We start from the raw sequence: 17,072 nt of genomic DNA, 5'->3' as shown, positions 1-17,072 counted from the left end.
TCATGAATGTGAAACCGAAAAACATGACGCTCGAAGACATGGGTGCACGAGCGACGGACGTGTCGGGACTCCTGAAGACGCTGTCGCATCCGAGCCGGCTGATGGTCGTGTGTACCCTGGTTGAGCGAGAGCATTCGGTCGGAGAACTGGAGCAGAAGCTGGACATCCACCAGCCGCATCTCTCCCAACACCTGACGGGCCTGCGCGAGGCCGGGATCGTCGAGACGCGCCGGGAGGGAAAGCAGATCTTCTATCGTTTGACGGCAGACAAGGCTGCCCGCCTCGTCGGCGCGCTCTATGAGATCTTCTGTGAGGAGGTGTCCTGATGACGACCTACCTTCCGTCTCTCTTCGGCGGGATGCTGATCGGGCTTTCGGCCGCGATGCTCCTACTGTTGAACGGCCACATCGCCGGGATCAGCGGCATTGTCGGCAGACTGGCACTTGGCGTTGGCGTTTCTGTCAATCTCGCCTTCTTAACTGGCCTCGTTCTCGGTCCGCTTGTTTTTCTCGCTGCCTTCGGTCACTGGCCGACGGTCACGATCACCGCCATTTGGCCGACGATCATCGTCGCGGGCCTGCTCGTGGGAATAGGCTCGCGCATGGGCTGCGGCTGCACCAGCGGTCACGGCGTTGTCGGTCTTGCCAGACTGTCGCCACGTTCGGTAGCCGCCGTCATCACTTTTTTGACCTCCGGTGTCGTTGCCGTGACCCTGTCGAAAGGATTGGGTCTATGAGCCACATCGCCCTTCAAATTGTGGCAGCCCTGATCTCCGGAACCCTATTCGGCTTTGGCCTTTCGCTGTCGGGCATGCTCGACCCTGCGCGGGTGCAGGGATTTCTCGACGTCTTCGGGACTTGGGATCCGAGCCTCGGCTTCGTGCTCGCAGGTGCCGTCACCGTAGCGTTCGCCGGTGTCAGCCTGTCCCGTCTAATGCGTCGGCCTGTCCTCAACTATTCCTTCGACATGCCAAGAAACCGCAAGATCGACGCGCCGCTGATCATTGGTTCGGCCATCTTCGGGCTTGGCTGGGGCTTAGGCGGTTTCTGCCCCGGCCCGGCCATCGCAGCTTTGCCGTTAGGGTTTTCGCGGTCCTTCGGCTTCGTCTTTGCAATGTTGGTTGGCATGGCCGCTCACGACCGGCTGCTGAGGAGATCGACGTGACGTATTCGGTTGCCTCCGCAGTGAGCTCCGGCGCGCTGGTGGGCTTCATGCTCGGATTGCTGGGCGGGGTGCTTCGCCGTTGCCGTCGGTTTCGGTCTTTTTGATCCGATTGGCGCAGACGACCATCGAGCCGGTCTCGCCCTTGCGGACATTGGCCCCGAGCTCCAATGCCTGGCGAAACGTCATCCAGGCCGACGCGGCAAAGCCACGGGTCGCCGCCGGTGGTAAGGTCGCGTGCCTGCGTGACCGAGCGGCTGTAGAATTGACCGGCACCGTGGGCCGAGCCGATGAAGGAGCCGACCATGCGCTGCGTGTGGATCTGCATGGCTTTCTCGCCTAGGCCATCCTTGAGCGCCTCGGCGCTGTCGATCAGCTGGCTGCGATGCAGGTCACGAATTCCGTCGCTGTCGATGACGGGAAGGCCGAAGCTCTCCGAGATGCGCAGCGCCTGGGCACTGTCGGGGCAGGCGCAGGCCGGCGAGCGCGAAGATATCGCCTTTGCGGTCGGACAACGGGTCGAACCAGCCGGCGCCATTATGGGTGACAATGACGATCTCGCCGCCGCGTCGGAGATCAAGGCTCGACTACTGCTCTCACGCTTGTCCAGCTGGAAACCGGCGGCGATCGACATGCCTCATCGAGACCGCGGGGAGCCACAGCAGATAAGGGGTGCGACATCTGGCATGTGCAGGCAGGCATGCGCTCGTCGGCGAGGACCGCACATTGGCTCGCGTCGGATCAGGAGCGTATTCAGCGATCGACCGCTGCTGGCAGGGTGCTGCCAATTCAGGCGTGGTAGTGGTCCATGCGGATCAGCGGAGAGACACCAGCCGCGCTTGTGCGCTTAAGCCCGGGAAACAGCTGAGAGCCTGCGGCTTGCGGCCGCATCCTTGACGGTCCGAGCAATTGTCTTGAGGAAGGTCGGGCTGAAACTGCCGAGCGGGGTCGTGGACTCGAAGTCGAAGGCCTTGTCGAGTTCGACGCGGTTATACTCGTCGAGAATGATGAAGCAGGGGAAATCGAGACCAGCGCGGCGGCATTCGATCTGGCTGATCGGCAAGAAAAGACGTTCCTCTGTCGGCAGCTGTGAGGTGATGGCGAACAGGAAGACGACGCCCGGAACGGCGTTGGTGCGCACGACGACACAGACCGGACGTGCCTTGCGGCCCGTTTCCTCGCCGGCATCCGCCTGACGCTTCCAGAGATAGTTGAAACGCACGACGTCTCCAGCCTCAAACATGGCCGTCCTCGAGCAGTTCATCGATGCCGGTCATCAACTCGTCGTGTACTGTTTCAGGCGCATCCTCGAGGCCGTAGGCGGCGGTATGGGAGCGCCCCAGGAGTTTGCGGTATTGATCCGCCGTCAGGATGACGAGCTTTTCCTTGCCGCGCTTCGTGAGCGCCACCGGCTCAATCAGGGCTGCCTCGAGAATCTCGCCCGAGGCTCTGTTCATGTCAGAAAAGGAAAACTGCTTCATAGCCACCTCCGGTCACTTACGTAAAATACGTATTTCATGCGGTTCATGCAAGTCGGCCGGATGTCGGCCGACTTGCATTTGGAGTTATGCCGCCGCTTGGCGTCGGCTCCGCAGGTCATGCAGGTAGGCGACAGCGCGTTGCGCTTGCGCGGCAGCCTGTACGATGGGCGCGACTCGCTACACTGCGACATCGCAAGTGTCGAATTCAGAATCATTACTCGAATCGGGAGTTGCGACAGCCGTTACAGCGGAGCATGTTCAGGTGCTCAATTTACTACCTCCGCAGCTCTCAAACACCGCTTGAGCCTCCTGAAGATCGATCGCCCCGTGGCTCTTCGAGAAACAGCCAAGGAGCGGCGCGAGCAGCTCGCAAACCTGGGCTCTAAGACCCTGTGCTCGCCAAAGCCGCGCCAAACTCATCGCCGAGCGCAGTTCCCACATCTTGGCATCCTGCATGCGTGCCACCTCCAGCGCACGGCGGAAGCACACCTCGATTTCGGCAGGATTGCACTCCGTGGTCGATGATATGAGTTCGCCCTTGAGCCGATGCAGCTCCGCCTCGCACCAGCGGTTGCCAGTGCGCGCGACAATGGTGAGCGCCTCGTCAATCAAGGTGCTAGCCTCGGCAAAACGATCAGCCTTTCCATGCGCCTCTGCGAGTAAGCCCATCGCCCAAGGCGCCGTCATTCCTGACCCGATCGCCTGCATCCCAGCCAACCCGTCTCGCAAACGCTCGATGCCTTCCGCGATCAAGCCCCGCTCCGCCAGCAGCCACCCCTGCAGGAAGACTCCCTGGGTGTGCCAGAATGGAAATTCGTGTTCGGCCGCGAACGCCAACGCCAACTCCGCCGCCTCTTGCGCCTTCGCGACGTCCCGTCGATGTACGTGCAGAATCGCCGCCCATGTCAATACGTAGGCGCGGCTGAATGAATGTCCGAGCTTCGCAGTCATGGCGAGCGCCTTGTCCATCAGCTCCAGCGCCCGGTCATCGTGACCGAGATACCACAGCGCCATGCCGCCACGGCACAGGCAGATCGGTCCTCCATCCTGTCCATAAAGCGCCAGATGCGCCTGGTGCTGGGCGATGTCGTACTGGTTGATCCCGCGTTCGAGGTGCTGCCATGCCGAGGCGAATTCGCCAAGCCAAGAGCAGGTGATGCCCAGCGCGTAGGACGCTTCCACCATGAGCACGGGATCCGAGGCTTGCTGCGCCAACGCCAAGAGCCGTTCGCCAAGGCCCCGCGCCGCGGAAAGCTCAGACCGCACTGCATGGTTGATGGTGAGGCCGAGAATCACCGGAAACAGCCTGGGCGTATCTTGGACCCGCTCCGTCAGGTTGCGAGCACGGTTGTAGACACGCTCGACCTCCGGGTGGCCATAGCCCTTCGCAGCGGTAAGAACTTGCCCCAGGGTGGTCAACAATGTCAGCTCATGCTCGAGGCGCTCCGGGTTCTCGGGCATCTGAGTGAGCAGATCGAGGCCCTTGGCCAAATGGCCGGCGGCCTCGGCATTCGCCGCCCGGTCATTGGCGTGCTCGCCGGCACGGTGCCAGAACACGACTGCTTGCGGTAGCTGTCCGGCCTCCGTGAGATGATACGCTAAGACCTCCGGCTCGGCGGCCACGACGTGTGGAGCTCGCTCTTCGATGACCTGGGCAATACGACGATGGAGCTCCCGGCGACGGCTCTTGAGGAGGGACTGATATGCGGTATCGCGAACAAGCGCGTGCTTGAAGCTGTAGATCGCTTTAGGGGGACTTCCTCGCCGAAAAACCAGCTCAGTACCAACCAGTTGATCGAGTCCCTGCCGCAGCTCAGGCTCATCGAGCACGCCCAACGCTGCAATCAACTCATAGGAGAACTCGCGCCCAATGCAAGCGCCGATCTGGGCGACCACCTTGGCCCCGCCGAGGCGGTCGAGGCGGGCCATAAGCGAGTCGTGGAGCGTTACCGGGATCGCCAGCGGCGGTACAGGTACAGGCAGCCCAAATTGATCGCCGGCCACTCCCAATAGGCTAGATTCGAGCATGGTTTTGGCCAACTCCTCAAGGTACAGCGGCACACCATCGGTGTTGGCAACGATGTAATCGAGCACTCCGAGAGGCAAGAGCTTTCCCCCGGTCAGCCGTTCGACCAACAATTGAGCTTGCACCCGGTCGAGACGATTCAAGACCACCTTTGTGACGTGCGGGTAACCACGCCAAGGCGGCACGAACTCAGGCCTGTAGGTAATGACCAGCAGCACCGAGAGCTGCTGGATGCGGTCCACGAACAAGCCGAACAGCTCAAGGCTGCTCGCGTCCAGCCAGTGCGCATCCTCAAGTATCATGAGCACCGGCTGCTCCGCAGCCAGCCTGGCAAGCTGGGCGATGAGCACTTCGAAGGTGAGCTTCTTGCACTGCTGGGGCGCAAGACTCAGTCTTGGATAGCGGCTGCTGCTTGGGATTCCGAGAAGCTCTGCCAGCAATGGGATAGCTTCGCTCACCTCACCCACCTGTTCCGCGAGCAGTGCCTGGAGCTTGGCGAGCTTGACGGCCGATGAATCATCGCGTTCAAAGCCCGCTGCCTGTTCGAGCTGGGCAATTACCGGACGAAGCGCGCTGTTGATGTGGTAGGGTGAGGCGAAGTAACGGCGCAACAGATGTGGCTCCCTGAAGATGCGCTCGCGAAGTGCCAGCGCAAGACGCGACTTGCCGATTCCGGCCTCGCCCTCGAGCAGGACGACCTGACCTTCGGTGGCTTTGGCCAGAGTCCAGCGATCAACCAGCAGTGCGAGTTCCTGATCTCGGCCGACCAACGGTAGCACAGTCGCGTGACCGGCCTCGAAGCGGTCGTCGCTACGCACTTCGCCGAGCACCCGAAAAGCTTCAGCCGCCCCGGAAAAACCTTTGATCGGCCGCAGTCCGATGCTTTCGAGCTTGAACTGGCCCCGCAGCAGTGCACGCGTTGCTTCGGCAATGACCACTGTGCCGGGCCCGGCCAACCCCTGTAGGCGGGCCGCCAGGTTCGGCGTTTCACCTACGACGCTGCATTCCTCGGCCTCACCGGTGCCGATGATGTCGCCCACCACGACCAGACCAGAGGCGATTCCGATCCGAACAGCCAGGTGCTCGCCTGCCGCATCCAGCCGGTCGACGGCCTCAACGACCGCGAGGCCGGCCCTCACGGCCCGCTCGGCATCTTCCTCGTGAGCCTGCGGATAGCCGAAGTAAACGAGAACGCCGTCGCCCATATACTTCGCAACAAAGCCGTCGTACCGGCCGACGATCTCGGTGGCGCAAGCGCGGTACGCAACGATCGACTGCCGTAGGTCTTCTGGATCGAGACGGGCAGAGAGTGCTGTCGATCCAACGAGATCGCAGAACATCACCGTCAGGTGTCGCCGTTCCGCCTCGCTGTGGATTGGGGATAGCGGGGGTGGTGTCGCCGCCGGAGACGGCGACTGCTGAGCTAGGGCCGCGGCCGCTCTGAGAAACCGCTTGCGGTCACCAAGGGACAGTCCGAGCTCCTTCAGATCGGCATCGGTGAGATCGTCGATAACATCGAGATCGATGCCGTTCTCCAAGAAGGTTTCGCGATACCGCTCAAGCCTAATGCTGGCGAGCCAGTCTCCGATGTCGGGCATGACCTAACATCCATTTAACATGGTCGAATACGGCTTGTTCTGATGCGCTCTCCACAGGTCCGCGGATATACAGCATACACCTTTTACCCGCTCAGTCCTCGTCAATTCAGTCGGACAAGCAGCACGCGCCCGACCACCACCGCGATTCATCAGGGCTCGTCCGGCTTCACGATTTGCTCCTTCCCGGAGCCTGATTTCGGACTTTTTCAACAATATCCGCCAGAAGCGGTCGGTGACAGTTGCTGCCGAAGCAAATTCTGGATGTCTCGGCCGCGTGTTCGGCGTATGATCCCCCTTGGCAATCTTTTGGGGTGGGCGAATTCCGATGCGTCATCTCACGAAAACCCGCATGGCGATGAGTGCCTTGATTGCCGTGCTGTTCACATACTTGCTGCTTGCCTATTTCGTCATCCCCGAGATTTGGATTTTTCACGATGCTGACCGGGTGGTTAAAGTTGGTAACATGGTCACGACCACGGAGCAGGGGATTCCCGGCGACCCCATCAATGTCGGTCTTCTTGGTTCGAAGGAAGACGTCATCCGGGCGTTCGCGGCTGCTCATTGGGATCCTGCCGATAAAATTACCTTGCGCTCATCGATCGATATTGGATTGAGCGTGGTGCTTGATCGGCCTGATCTCGATGCGCCAGTTAGCCCACTGTTTTTCGAGGGCAGAAAACAGGATCTAGCCTTTGAAAAGCCCGTCGGCAAAAGCGCCGACGAACGCAACCACGTTCGTTTCTGGCTGACCGAACAAACCGGCCCAAATCATCGCCCGCACTGGCTCGGCTCGGCAAGTTTTGATCGAGGTGTCGGCTTCAGCCACGATACCGGTCAAATCACGCATCATATCGGCCCGGATGTCGACGCAGAGCGAAACCTGATGATCAGCGATCTTCTCAAGGCCGGACAACTTTTGTCGAGCTATGAGATCGATGGCATCGGAGCGACAAAAGACGGCCGCAACGGAGGCGGTGATCCCTATTTCACCGACGGAAAGGCCCTCATCGGTGTGCTTCGAAACCGGTAGCAGGCCGGACATTCAATGTCCGCGTCGGGCCGAAAGCAGCCTTCGGGCGGCGTCCGCTTCGCGGCGCATAGCGGCCGAGGCCTTGTCGAATGTCCAAAGCTTGGCAGCGCAATCCATTCCGCCGAACATCCGAGGCGGTTGAATGTTTCCCGTCGCCTAATGCGGTGCATTTTCAAAAATCTACGACAATTTGCGAATATTATCGGCGGCCGGCGCAGCCTATCATCACCTTGCGCCGAATGACGGCTGATTACCGCGGCGCAGGGGTCAGGCTCCTTGGCCGGGGTAACGTGGAAAATAGCCTCGGCCAAAATTGCGCGTTGCCAATCATCAGTCCGTGACATAGCTGCCAAACCGCAGCTTTGCCCGCTCCAGGACAGGCAACTATGTTGCCGAGGGGACTACCAGGCCTGACCGCCAGTATTCGCTCTCGCAGGCGTTATCCTAGGGCGCTAGTCAAAGCCGCTCGCATTTGCCTCGGCTGCCGTTTCCCCGATCGAGAAGGCCCTTGAAGGCCCTGCTGCTAAGTAACGGGCAGGGCCAGGTCGCCAGCATTGCTGGCTGGACGTGCGTCTAGCAGGGCGTGCCAGATCACGCAATCCACTTAACCTGAATTGTATCGATGATGTTCCAGTGCGCCAGCGATTTGGTCAAAAAGAAGTCCCGCCGCAGCGAGGCAATCTGATCCAGAGGACCGCGCGGCCTTCCGAAGGGCGGAAGGGCTTAGTAGGAGCCACGCCAGGCGATCCCAAACACTTAAACGAACGAGTTTCGCTGATGTTGCGGTAGATGAAAACCTCGTTCTCTAGTCAACCGAGCCGAAACGTGACAGGTTTCATCCCGGTAGTTTAGGGGAAAGGATTACCTTGTGAGAGGGTTCGCACGGGGGAAGAAATGTTTAATAGGATTCTCAACCTTCTCGAAGACAGCGACCGCGAGCGCCTGCTAAAATATCTGGAGCCCGTCGCTCTTCCGCGACTGGCAGTGCTTTCCGAGCCTGATCAGCCTCAGGAGTTCAGCTACTTTCCGGAATCTGGCATTGGCTCGATCATGGCTGTCTCGCCATCAGGAGAAACAGTCGAAGTGGGCATCTTCGGGCGGGAGGGAATGTCGCCTCCAAACAGTCTGTTTGAAGACGATCGAGCACCCTTCAAAGTATTCATGCAAGTGGAAGGGAATGGTCACAAAATCAGGAATGAGCACCTGTTCGCGGCCCTTGTCTCAAGCCGCACCATGCGAAAGCTCTTGAGCCGCTACGCACAAACGCTGTTCGTCCAAACGGCCTATACCGCCCTTACGAACGCTACTCACCATGTCGACGAACGACTGGCGCGATCGCTATTGATGGTTCACGACCGTACAGCCGGTGATAGGCTCTCCGTTACGCACGATTTCTTGGCAGGATTGCTCAATGTGAGACGCCCAAGTGTAACGACGGCGCTCCACGTTCTTGAGGGACACCGCTTTATTGTGGCCGAGAGAGGTCAGGTGACCATACGCAACCGCGAGGCGTTACAGGCGTTCGCCGGTGACGCCTATGGGATTGCCGAACGGGAATTCACGCGCCTCATTGGATCAATGCGCTAGGAATTCGTACGAACGGAACACCGTCCCCAGCAAATGAATATTCTGACCGCTCGGCAGGCACTTGACCGTGTCAGCGTCGACCGCGACCATAGTAGCGCAGACAACCAACTCAGCGATCATCGTGTCATCCCTCCATGCGGGGCAGTCCGCGATAGTTCAGCGGCTGATGCTCCCGGCAATACCATAGCGTGATTGCCTTGCTCTCCTCGAAGCCATTCCGTGCAGCGGATGCCGTTGGCGTCCTCATGGTCGCACAGATGATTCTCGTGGATATTGGCGCCTAGCCCCCCGTATGGCCTTCGATGCTCATCAACCCCTCACATAACTACCGAACAGCAGCTTTCCGCTCTTGGCACCGCATGACGTGCATTTCAGTCGCTTCTCGATGTCGGCGATAAGAGCATGCCGCATCGCCATCGCCAAGAAACTCGGCGTCGCAACCGCGATCCTTGACGGTGAGGCGGTCGTGCTCGACGAGAAGGGCCGGTCGGATTTCGGCCTGCTGCAGCAATCGCTCGGCGGCCGCGGCGGCAAGCGGACCTCAGACGAAGCGATCTTCATGGCCTTCGACCTTCTCTATTTCGAGGGTCGCGATCTGAGGAAGCTGGAATTCACCGCGCGGCGGCATCTCCTGGAAGGGTTGATCGAGAGCAGGGACGATGTCATCCGGCTCTCTGAAGAGACGTGGCCGCGACCCTTTCCCAATTCCGCTCGTTATGGATCAGCCGACTAACCGGGGCGTTGAAAAGACCGACAGAAATTCAGCTTTTCACAAAATCCGCCGCGCTGAGGGGAACAGGTCTGTAGCCGTCGACGTCGGCAATGTCATACTCCCGACCCAGCTCTGCCGCGACCAGGACACGCCCGGATTTCGACATCAGCGCAGGGTCCCGCCAAAGTCCGGCGATGACATGGCCGATGAACCTCGGGGACTCGGAATTGGACAAGTCGAAATATTCGGCGTTCTGCATGACGGCTTCGGTGCGTACCAGCCCGGGATAGAGTGCGACGGCGGCGACTTTATGTGGACGCAGTTCATGTGCGAAGTCCGCGGCCATCTTGTCGGCGGCGGCTTTGGCCATGCCGTAGATCGCGTTGCCGTCGTAGAATTGAGCTGCCCAGAATGAAATATTGACGATCAGACCGCGCTGCGTCGAGATCATCGTCGGCGCCACTGCGCGCGACATCATGAAAGCCGCCCTCAGCGCGGTGCCGATCATTGCGTCCCACCGCCAGACGGGCTGCTCCCAGAAAGGGCGCGGCCAGGTAAAATCGCCATCCTCGATCATGTTTTCATAGCCGGGCCATGCATTGTTCACCAGAATGTCCAGCCTGTTGGCGGCCCTGATCTCTTCAGCCACGCGCTCGGTTTCGGCGTCGTTGCTGTGGTCGCAATGATGAACGACTAGTCGTCCGGGTAGTGCCGCAGCCTCAAGCGCAAGCCCCTCCAGCGATCCCGCGCGTTTACTTCCCAGGCTTGCTTCCGCCTCGGAACGGGTCCTGCCGGTAACGTGGACCGTGGCTGCCTCGGCGAGCAGCGACAGCGCAATCCCGCGGCCGACACCGCGGCTTGCGCCCGTCACCAACGCGATGACATCTTTCATACTGGCTAGCCTCCCATACGATGGCTGTTGCAGACAGGGGACATCGGAATTTTGCTGCAGGCAGAAAACGGATGCTTGCCGCATGAAACCCCAGGGAGCAGTCAAATACAATATCGCGTAGTCTGCCCGATTAGGGCCGACTGCCGCCATGGCACAGATGCGCCAACTCCTGACATTTGGGCTGGCCGCAGCGAAGGTCGCAATTGCGACCCAAAGCGGAATGTTCTTTCCCAGCGGTGGTCATGTATCGTTGATAAGCGGCTGGCGACATCTCGGTCAGACGCCGCCAGCCTTCACCTTACTGTCCCACGACACCCGGAAGCGCCTGGACTTTGGTCACCGCGGGGGGATTCCACCTGCCAGTGAGTGCGTCCGACTTCGGCGCATAGAGCCGCATCGTCAGGTTGAACGTACCCTTGGGCGCGGGCAGCCAGTTCGCCTCCTTATCCTTGCCCGGGCTCTCATTTTGGAAATAGAGATCAAGCGAACCGTCGCCATTGTAGACAAATGGCATCCATGAACTGACGGCAAAGCGTTCCAGAACGTTGCCGACTTGGAAGCCGGCCTCGTCGTAGAGCGTGATCGACCAGAACGCATTCACCGGAGGCAAGCTGCTCTTGTCGAACCTCAAGGTGTATTTGGAAGTGCCATCGAGCGGTTTGCCCTCGCTATCAGCGAGATTGAGGGGGTAGATCGCGTCCTCTACTAAGTTCGCTCCAAGGCCCTGTTGTGCGACGATCGCTCGCTTGAGGTAGTAGTTTCCGTAGACACCCATTGTATCGGTGTTCATGGACCAGCCATTGGCGACGCGCGCCAGAGTGGCCAGCTTCCAAGCCATCAGCTTCTGGGCATCGGTAGGGACGCTCTCTAGCGCCTTGGCAATGATCGGATCGACCTTGCTCATGTCGAAGCTCTTGCCGACTTCGATGCCGATTTTCTTCAGCCGTGCCAGCATCGGCTCATCCGTGATGTGCGGCGGATTGACCTTCATCAAGTCAGCTGCCAGCGCAAAATATTTGTCGGCTGGCATGGTGTCGACCTGGGTCTTGGGCGGCGTCTTCATATCCACGCTTGCATCAATCTTAACTTCGACAGGCTTGGGTTCTCTACCCCATTCGCTCAGCGGGGTGATCTTGTAGCCTGCCTGGATCTTATGCACCGCGTCATAGTCGGGCGGTCCATCGGTCTTAGTGCGGCCGATCACCCAGACGTAAGGGGTTGGGGCGTCGATGCGCTGCGTCCCTTCGGGCAGTTTGAACTCGTCGACAAACTTGTCGCGCAGATCGGAACGCCAGCCAGGCGGAGTGATCAAAAAGTGACCCGCCTTGGTGCCCGTGGTTCGCCAGCCCGGCGACGCAAACACGTCGGTCCACATATCCAGCATCGGCAACAGATAGTAGCGGCCATCGGTATCGGGCACCGAGAGCACGAGTGGCCCTTTCGTCAGGTCGAGCCATCCGCTCGAATACAGAGTATCAAAGTTCGACCGCACCACACCCTTGAAGTCAGCGGGCGGGTATTCGGGCACGTTGGTAAAGGTGTTCATAGGACCCTTGCCCAGTTCCTTGCCCGGGGCGATATTCGTGAACGTCTGGCGCGATATTTCCATCGATGCCAATGGATAAAAATAGACATAGGCATCAACGCCAATGGCATGTGCCTCCTCTGGCGTGAGTGTGGTTTGCGCCTGCGCCGTAAGAACTGAGGTTAGAGCCATAAGGCCGACGCCAGCAAAGGTCGATAAAATCATGCGCTTCATGACCTGCTCCCTGATTGTCGCTGATAAAATTTTTAGTTGTAGTGCGGGACCAGCATACACGATCGGAGTGTTCGTGGACAGTCGGCCCTACTCGCGACGTCGCACCAAACCTGTCGGTAGCAAGCCAATATCCGTGAGCTGGTTGGGTTCAGAGCTATCATCATCAGGTGGTAGCTCTCCGCCCTACCCTCCTGCCTGTGGGCTCTTGAAGCGGGCGACGTCGCCGATCGCCGCAATGATGCCGACGGATACCGTCAGGTTGACACCCGTAATCGTCATCAACCGTCGTACGGCGACGTCGTCCATCACGCTGAGCGCGATCTCACGGTCCAGCGCCGCCTGGTCCTCGGCCAGCCGGTCGAGTCCGCGGAGGTTCAGCCCGTCGCCTCGACAACCACTTCGTCCGTGGGGTCAAGCGTCTTCCCAAAGCATTCGAGAGCCGTCCGGGTCATGTCGACCCGCCCTGCGCGCCGAAGCACGCCTCTTTCCCAGATCACCACCTCCCCGAAGGTTCGGTGGATGTCGATACCGATCACACGTCGCATTCGCGCCTCCTCCTCGATCACGATAACTCGAGCGGCGGGCGACACGACGCCTACGGATCCGCGCGCGCAGCGCAACCGGGCGAGTCGCAGAGGCGGCCAGCGACTAACGCGAGCTCGAAGCTCATCGAACAAATCGGCCTGCCCGCACCTTCGTGCCGGAGCCTCTGTCCCGGATGCTCGCAGCATTCGCCACCAGCTCGAAGCAAATGCCAGCGGCCGAAAGAGAGGCTCCGCTATCCTCATACCGGTTACGAACCAATCGAGCGTCTCAACGGCGAAATCAAGCGACGCACCTAGGTGCGTCGGCATCTTTCCGAACGACGAAGCCATCGTCCGTCTCGTCGGCGCACTGCTGCTCGAACAGAATGACGAATGGGCCGTCCAACGCGCCCGGTATCTGACACTTGAGACCATGGCGCAAATGAGCGATGATCCGCAAATCAGTCTGCCCGCTGTGGCCCGCTGATATCCCTCCGGCTCTAATCGGAAAGCACGGCCTTCAGCCGCGACCTACACCACCTCCCGAGGCACGATCTCGATCCGCGAGCTATTCTGCTGCTACGGCTTGGCCAAGAAGTGATCTCAGATCACCTTCATCGAGCGTTTCCTTTTCAAGCAAGAGCCGGGCGGAATGCTCCAACATGGCCCTGCGTTCTGTCAGGATGGCGAGTGTTCGTTGGAAAGTCTCATCAATGATCCGGCGCACCTGCTCATCGACCAAAGCCGCCGTCTTATCGGAGTATTCGGGCTCGTTCGGGCCGTAATAGGGCTGATCTGTAGCCAGGAATGAACGCCGGTCCTTCTCCAGCGCGACGTGGCCCAGCGCGTCTGTCATGCCATAGCGGGTGACCATGGCACGGGCAATATCGGTGACTTTGGCCAGATCATCGGCAGCACCCGTCGAGAGATGCCCATAGATGATCGATTCCGCGGCACGGCCGCCGAGCAGGACCGCCATCTTGTTCTCGAGCTCCTCGCGGGTCATCAAAAAGCGATCCTCGGTCGGGCGCTGGATCGTATAACCGAGGGCGCCGATGCCGCGGGGGATGATCGAAACCTTGTGGACGGGATCGACGCCCGGCAATGCCATAGCCACCAAGGCGTGACCCATCTCGTGGTGAGCCACGATCTCCCGCTCCCGAGGGTTGAGCAATCGATTGCGCTTCTCCAGGCCGGCCACAATGCGTTCGATGGCAGCAGTGAAATCTGCCATGGTGACTGCCTCGGCCTTCCGGCGGGTAGCCAGCAGCGTTGCCTCGTTTACAAGGTTGGCGAGATCGGCGCCGGTAAAGCCCGGCGTGAGGGCCGCAATCTGTTCGACATTGACTTCCGGCGCCAATTTCGCCCGCTTCAGATGCACAGTGAGGATCTGAATGCGGCCATGCTTGTCAGGGCGGTCCACAAGTACCTGACGATCGAAACGCCCAGCCCGAAGGAGGGCCGGATCAAGGATTTCAGGGCGATTGGTTGCTGCGAGCAGCACAAGGCCGGTCGAAGAATCGAAGCCGTCAAGCTCGACCAGAAGCTGATTGAGGGTTTGTTCCTTCTCGTCATGACCGCCAGCCATCGGACCGATGCCACGGGCGCGTCCCAGCGCATCCAGCTCGTCGATGAAGATGATCGCCGGCGCCTTCGCACGCGCCTGTTCGAAGAGGTCGCGAACCCGCGCTGCGCCGACGCCGACGAACATCTCGACGAATTCCGAACCCGAGATCGAGAAGAACGGCGCACCGGCCTCTCCCGCCACAGCTTTGGCAAGCAACGTCTTGCCGGTGCCCGGTGGACCGACAAGGAGCACACCTTTCGGCATGCGGCCGCCCAATCTGCCATAGCCGGCCGGGTCCTTGAGGAAGTCCACGATCTCCTTGAGCTCTTCCTTTGCCTCGTCGACGCCCGCCACGTCCTTGAACGTCACTCCCGTATCGGACTGCACATAGATCTTGGCCTTGCTTTTGCCGACCTGCATGAGGCCGCCGCCGACACCGCTGCCCATGCGCTTCAAGATGTAGACCCACACGCCGGCAAAGAGCGCCACTGGAAGCAGCCAGGAGAGAAGATCGCGCAGGAAAGTACTCTCGACCTGACCTGTGACAACGACGCCGTGTCGCTGCAGCCGCTCGGCGAGATCGGGTTCGACGCGCGTCGTCACGAAGAACGGGCGCTTATCCTGCGCCTGCTTATAGCGGCCCTGGATGAAATTGTCGGAGACTGCGACTTCTGCAATCTTGCCGTTCTTCAGGTCCGTTTCGAACTGGCTGTAAGGTATCCGCGCGACTTGCGTTGCCGTTGTGAAAAAATACTGGAATGCGAGCAAAACAAGGAATGCGACCACCCAATACCAGATGTTGAAGCGCGTATTTCTGTTCATTTCCATAGTCACTCCGCCGGTGGCCGGACGACAAGATGAGCCATCCTTGTCAACTATCGGCTGTGGGACTGGCTTAGGCAGCTTGGCGACAATTGCCGTTGCAGGTCAGCCGCAGTCGAGACCCAAGTGGTTACTCAGCAAATAGTTCCCGACGCCAGCAGTTATGGAAGCGGCGGTCATGCAGAATTCTGATCGGGATCGGCATCGCGGTACGGCTTTTGCCCATTGCGCGGCATCGGTCGCGTCGCCAGTGAACCCTCTCCCGCAGATGGGAGATGGGTGTGACGGCAGCGTCCGGACGCACTGCCATCACGAAGCTCGATTGCAGGTCCGGAGGCGGCAAGCCGGCTTGCCTCTCCGGATCCAGTTATGAACGATGCGAGTTCGCTGCTTTTAAATGCACCCGCTGCGATCTCGCGAAGTGCAAGATCGATCGCATCGAGATCTGCAACGTCGATCCTGGACCCGCTTCCGCGTGCAAGCGCGCGGACGCGTGCGGCAGCTGCCAGTGCCAGCCCGAACCTGTTCGGAAGACCTATCTCACAGTCGAAGACGATATACGGGTCAATGGTAGCACCTCACGCGACAGAGCGGCTAATCTGCTCGAGCACAAGGAGCGCGTGCTCGACCTCGTCGAGGCGTGATGGCCTGTTCTCCGGCATCCCTTCGTTGGTCGCCTGGTCGATGAGATATTCGCTCCAGGCCCAATTCATCAGGATGGAACGCTTGGCGGCGAGCGTCAGCTTAGGATCCAGAACGACATCCATCGGCGAAGACCAGCTTTCGGGACCCGATGGGTCGTCGCGGCCGACTGCACCGTCGAGCGCGAGCCCATAACACTCCTGCAGTCGGGCGAGTCCGAGCCGCTCCAAGGTAGCATCCGCGAAGGCGTGTGACGCTCTGCCCGGCTGTTGGGAGCCCGCTTCGGACCGCCCGTAACGGTCGGCCGTCCGCCGCACGACATAGGCCAGGCCGTGGCGGTTCGCGTAGCGAATGGCGGATGCGAGGTCGCGAAACTCCAGTTCGACTTGCGTCAGCGTATCGCGACTACCTGTATAGCCCATCAGCGGCTCGATGAACGGTGCGGCGCGGCGTTCGAAAGCAAGGCGCCAGCACTTCTTTCGCGCTTTGCCCGATGTTGTGACTGAGCGGGATGGACTGTAGATGCGGGCAACGGCCTCGTCCGGGAAGATCGACCTCCCCATCGATAACGGGCGGATGTTGTTGTCATTCAACGGCCTAGGCTGTGAAGTCGGATCTTTCCTGTAACCCTGTATCTGCCTGACGGTCTCCACTTTCATATTCCTCCCTTGCTGGAGAAGGATCAAGGCGGGCGGCGGGACTGGGCCGCCGCCGCTCGGCTGTGATCAGCTCTTGATGGCAATACGCTTGATTTGCGACTTCGACTTCTCGCTCTTGGGCAAGCTGACGGTCAGTACGCCGTTTTTGAAGCGTGCATCGACGGTGTCTTCCTCCACCTCGACATCGAGCGGGATGCGGCGCTCGAAGCGGCCGTAATAGCGCTCGGAGAACCTGCGGTTCTTGTCCTCCGTCTCCGAATGCTTCTCGCCACGAAGGGTGAGCACACCATCATTGAGCAGCAGTTCAATGTCCTTCTCTTCCAGGCCAGGGATTTCGGCCGTCACCTTGATTTGCCTTTCATCGTCGGAAATCTCGACGCTCGGCCATCCACCGCCGAACGCGGGCGCCCTGCTGAAGGAGGACAAACCGGATCCGAAACCGCGGAAGACGTCGTCGAACAGCCGGTTGACCTCGCGGTGCAGCGACAGGAAGGGATCTCGGTCGCTGTCGCGGAAATGGGCGGGAGCCTGCTCACTGCTATTGCGGGCCCAGGGGATCAGATCACGGACACTCATCGTTCTCTCCTTTCGTTCTCTGGCAAAGTTCCATCG

17 protein-coding genes and 2 pseudogenes are annotated in these 17,072 nt (G+C 60.0%); 7 read left to right on the top strand and 12 right to left on the bottom strand.

Annotation, left to right across the window (positions count from 1 at the left end):
* Positions 1 to 2: 2 nt before the first annotated feature.
* Genes bigR through EV130_RS01630 form a run of 3 tightly spaced genes read left to right on the top strand, consistent with a single transcriptional unit; the run spans position 3 to position 1,164 of the window.
* Entirely contained in the window at positions 3 to 326 is a 324-nt protein-coding gene (gene bigR / locus EV130_RS01640) for a sulfite-sensing transcriptional repressor BigR (RefSeq protein WP_237358635.1), read from the top strand.
* Positions 326 to 736, top strand: a complete 411-nt coding sequence (locus tag EV130_RS01635; RefSeq protein ID WP_132659028.1) for a YeeE/YedE family protein — start codon at positions 326 to 328, stop codon at positions 734 to 736. The genes bigR and EV130_RS01635 overlap by 1 nt, the downstream gene beginning before the upstream one ends.
* Positions 733 to 1,164 (top strand): DUF6691 family protein, encoded by a 432-nt coding sequence (locus tag EV130_RS01630; protein WP_132659026.1) that lies wholly within the window; start codon positions 733 to 735, stop codon positions 1,162 to 1,164. The genes EV130_RS01635 and EV130_RS01630 overlap by 4 nt, the downstream gene beginning before the upstream one ends.
* Before the next feature lie 45 nt (positions 1,165 to 1,209).
* On the opposite strand, the gene EV130_RS33105 is transcribed toward EV130_RS01630, so the two are convergent.
* The 4 genes from EV130_RS33105 to EV130_RS01605 form a co-directional block, all read right to left on the bottom strand.
* Positions 1,210 to 1,437 carry an ArdC-like ssDNA-binding domain-containing protein gene (locus tag EV130_RS33105; RefSeq protein WP_074063769.1) on the bottom strand — a complete coding sequence of 76 codons (228 nt, stop codon included), beginning with the start codon at positions 1,435 to 1,437 and terminating at the stop codon, positions 1,210 to 1,212.
* Between the two features lie 571 nt (positions 1,438 to 2,008).
* Positions 2,009 to 2,404, bottom strand: coding sequence for a hypothetical protein (locus tag EV130_RS01615; protein ID WP_074063767.1), 396 nt, complete (start codon positions 2,402 to 2,404; stop codon positions 2,009 to 2,011).
* On the bottom strand, positions 2,397 to 2,642 hold the full coding sequence (locus tag EV130_RS01610) for a type II toxin-antitoxin system prevent-host-death family antitoxin (protein ID WP_132659024.1): 246 nt from the start codon (positions 2,640 to 2,642) through the stop codon (positions 2,397 to 2,399). The genes EV130_RS01615 and EV130_RS01610 overlap by 8 nt, the downstream gene beginning before the upstream one ends.
* 258 nt (positions 2,643 to 2,900) lie before the next feature.
* Positions 2,901 to 6,266, bottom strand: coding sequence for an adenylate/guanylate cyclase domain-containing protein (locus EV130_RS01605; protein WP_132659022.1), 3,366 nt, complete (start codon positions 6,264 to 6,266; stop codon positions 2,901 to 2,903).
* A 325-nt stretch (positions 6,267 to 6,591) separates the two neighbouring features.
* Here EV130_RS01605 and EV130_RS01600 point away from each other — a divergent pair, with 325 nt between their 5' ends.
* The 3 genes and pseudogenes from EV130_RS01600 to EV130_RS01585 all read left to right on the top strand — a co-directional run.
* On the top strand, positions 6,592 to 7,296 hold the full coding sequence (locus tag EV130_RS01600) for an LssY C-terminal domain-containing protein (protein ID WP_074063756.1): 705 nt from the start codon (positions 6,592 to 6,594) through the stop codon (positions 7,294 to 7,296).
* 894 nt (positions 7,297 to 8,190) lie between these two features.
* Entirely contained in the window at positions 8,191 to 8,883 is a 693-nt protein-coding gene (locus EV130_RS01595) for a Crp/Fnr family transcriptional regulator (RefSeq protein ID WP_074063755.1), read from the top strand.
* Positions 8,884 to 9,295: 412 nt separating this feature from the next.
* Positions 9,296 to 9,565, top strand: a pseudogene (locus EV130_RS01585) (ATP-dependent DNA ligase); the annotation flags it as partial.
* A gap of 79 nt (positions 9,566 to 9,644) precedes the next feature.
* Here EV130_RS01585 and EV130_RS01580 read toward each other — a convergent pair.
* The 4 genes from EV130_RS01580 to EV130_RS33090 all read right to left on the bottom strand — a co-directional run bounded on the left by EV130_RS01580 (position 9,645) and on the right by EV130_RS33090 (position 12,791).
* Positions 9,645 to 10,487, bottom strand: a complete 843-nt coding sequence (locus tag EV130_RS01580; protein WP_132659020.1) for an SDR family NAD(P)-dependent oxidoreductase — start codon at positions 10,485 to 10,487, stop codon at positions 9,645 to 9,647.
* 298 nt (positions 10,488 to 10,785) lie between these two features.
* The gene (locus EV130_RS01575; protein WP_132659018.1) at positions 10,786 to 12,246 is read right to left on the bottom strand and encodes a DUF1254 domain-containing protein; all 1,461 of its coding nucleotides are present in this window, start codon (positions 12,244 to 12,246) and stop codon (positions 10,786 to 10,788) included.
* A gap of 183 nt (positions 12,247 to 12,429) precedes the next feature.
* Positions 12,430 to 12,525: an IS110 family transposase gene (locus tag EV130_RS33095; RefSeq protein ID WP_245519997.1), complete on the bottom strand. Its 96-nt coding sequence runs from the start codon at positions 12,523 to 12,525 to the stop codon at positions 12,430 to 12,432.
* 95 nt (positions 12,526 to 12,620) lie between these two features.
* A complete protein-coding gene (locus EV130_RS33090; RefSeq protein ID WP_245519996.1) occupies positions 12,621 to 12,791 on the bottom strand; it encodes a hypothetical protein in 171 nt (56 codons plus the stop codon).
* Between the two features lie 255 nt (positions 12,792 to 13,046).
* Here EV130_RS33090 and EV130_RS01565 point away from each other — a divergent pair.
* A pseudogene (locus EV130_RS01565) lies at positions 13,047 to 13,257 on the top strand (transposase); the annotation flags it as partial.
* A gap of 81 nt (positions 13,258 to 13,338) precedes the next feature.
* Here the strand turns inward: EV130_RS01565 and ftsH are convergent.
* The 4 genes from ftsH to EV130_RS01545 all read right to left on the bottom strand — a co-directional run bounded on the left by ftsH (position 13,339) and on the right by EV130_RS01545 (position 17,036).
* Positions 13,339 to 15,165 (bottom strand): ATP-dependent zinc metalloprotease FtsH, encoded by a 1,827-nt coding sequence (gene ftsH, locus EV130_RS01560; protein ID WP_207900843.1) that lies wholly within the window; start codon positions 15,163 to 15,165, stop codon positions 13,339 to 13,341.
* Between the two features lie 170 nt (positions 15,166 to 15,335).
* Positions 15,336 to 15,668: a DNA-directed RNA polymerase subunit omega gene (locus EV130_RS01555; protein WP_245520015.1), complete on the bottom strand. Its 333-nt coding sequence runs from the start codon at positions 15,666 to 15,668 to the stop codon at positions 15,336 to 15,338.
* A gap of 69 nt (positions 15,669 to 15,737) precedes the next feature.
* A complete protein-coding gene (locus EV130_RS01550; RefSeq protein WP_245519995.1) occupies positions 15,738 to 16,454 on the bottom strand; it encodes an NADH dehydrogenase ubiquinone Fe-S protein 4 in 717 nt (238 codons plus the stop codon).
* Between the two features lie 72 nt (positions 16,455 to 16,526).
* A complete protein-coding gene (locus EV130_RS01545; RefSeq protein ID WP_132659012.1) occupies positions 16,527 to 17,036 on the bottom strand; it encodes an Hsp20/alpha crystallin family protein in 510 nt (169 codons plus the stop codon).
* Positions 17,037 to 17,072 lie beyond the last annotated feature (36 nt).

Origin of the sequence: Rhizobium azibense (genome assembly GCF_004342325.1) — a bacterium.
Classification (GTDB): domain Bacteria; phylum Pseudomonadota; class Alphaproteobacteria; order Rhizobiales; family Rhizobiaceae; genus Rhizobium; species Rhizobium etli_B.
This window is presented reverse-complemented; position numbering and strand designations above follow the sequence as displayed.

Excerpts from the sequence above, each read along its gene's own strand:
- EV130_RS33095 (WP_245519997.1), bottom strand. The coding sequence starts at position 12,525 with ATGACGATTACGGGTGTCAACCTGACGGTATCCGTCGGCATCATTGCG.
- EV130_RS01575 (WP_132659018.1), bottom strand. The coding sequence starts at position 12,246 with ATGAAGCGCATGATTTTATCGACCTTTGCTGGCGTCGGCCTTATGGCT.
- EV130_RS01605 (WP_132659022.1), bottom strand. The coding sequence starts at position 6,266 with ATGCCCGACATCGGAGACTGGCTCGCCAGCATTAGGCTTGAGCGGTAT.
- EV130_RS01610 (WP_132659024.1), bottom strand. The coding sequence starts at position 2,642 with ATGAAGCAGTTTTCCTTTTCTGACATGAACAGAGCCTCGGGCGAGATT.
- EV130_RS01580 (WP_132659020.1), bottom strand. The coding sequence starts at position 10,487 with ATGAAAGATGTCATCGCGTTGGTGACGGGCGCAAGCCGCGGTGTCGGC.
- EV130_RS01635 (WP_132659028.1), top strand. The coding sequence starts at position 326 with ATGACGACCTACCTTCCGTCTCTCTTCGGCGGGATGCTGATCGGGCTT.
- bigR (WP_237358635.1), top strand. The coding sequence starts at position 3 with ATGAATGTGAAACCGAAAAACATGACGCTCGAAGACATGGGTGCACGA.
- EV130_RS33090 (WP_245519996.1), bottom strand. The coding sequence starts at position 12,791 with ATGCGACGTGTGATCGGTATCGACATCCACCGAACCTTCGGGGAGGTG.
- ftsH (WP_207900843.1), bottom strand. The coding sequence starts at position 15,165 with ATGGAAATGAACAGAAATACGCGCTTCAACATCTGGTATTGGGTGGTC.
- EV130_RS01595 (WP_074063755.1), top strand. The coding sequence starts at position 8,191 with ATGTTTAATAGGATTCTCAACCTTCTCGAAGACAGCGACCGCGAGCGC.
- EV130_RS01615 (WP_074063767.1), bottom strand. The coding sequence starts at position 2,404 with ATGTTTGAGGCTGGAGACGTCGTGCGTTTCAACTATCTCTGGAAGCGT.
- EV130_RS01630 (WP_132659026.1), top strand. The coding sequence starts at position 733 with ATGAGCCACATCGCCCTTCAAATTGTGGCAGCCCTGATCTCCGGAACC.
- EV130_RS01545 (WP_132659012.1), bottom strand. The coding sequence starts at position 17,036 with ATGAGTGTCCGTGATCTGATCCCCTGGGCCCGCAATAGCAGTGAGCAG.
- EV130_RS01600 (WP_074063756.1), top strand. The coding sequence starts at position 6,592 with ATGCGTCATCTCACGAAAACCCGCATGGCGATGAGTGCCTTGATTGCC.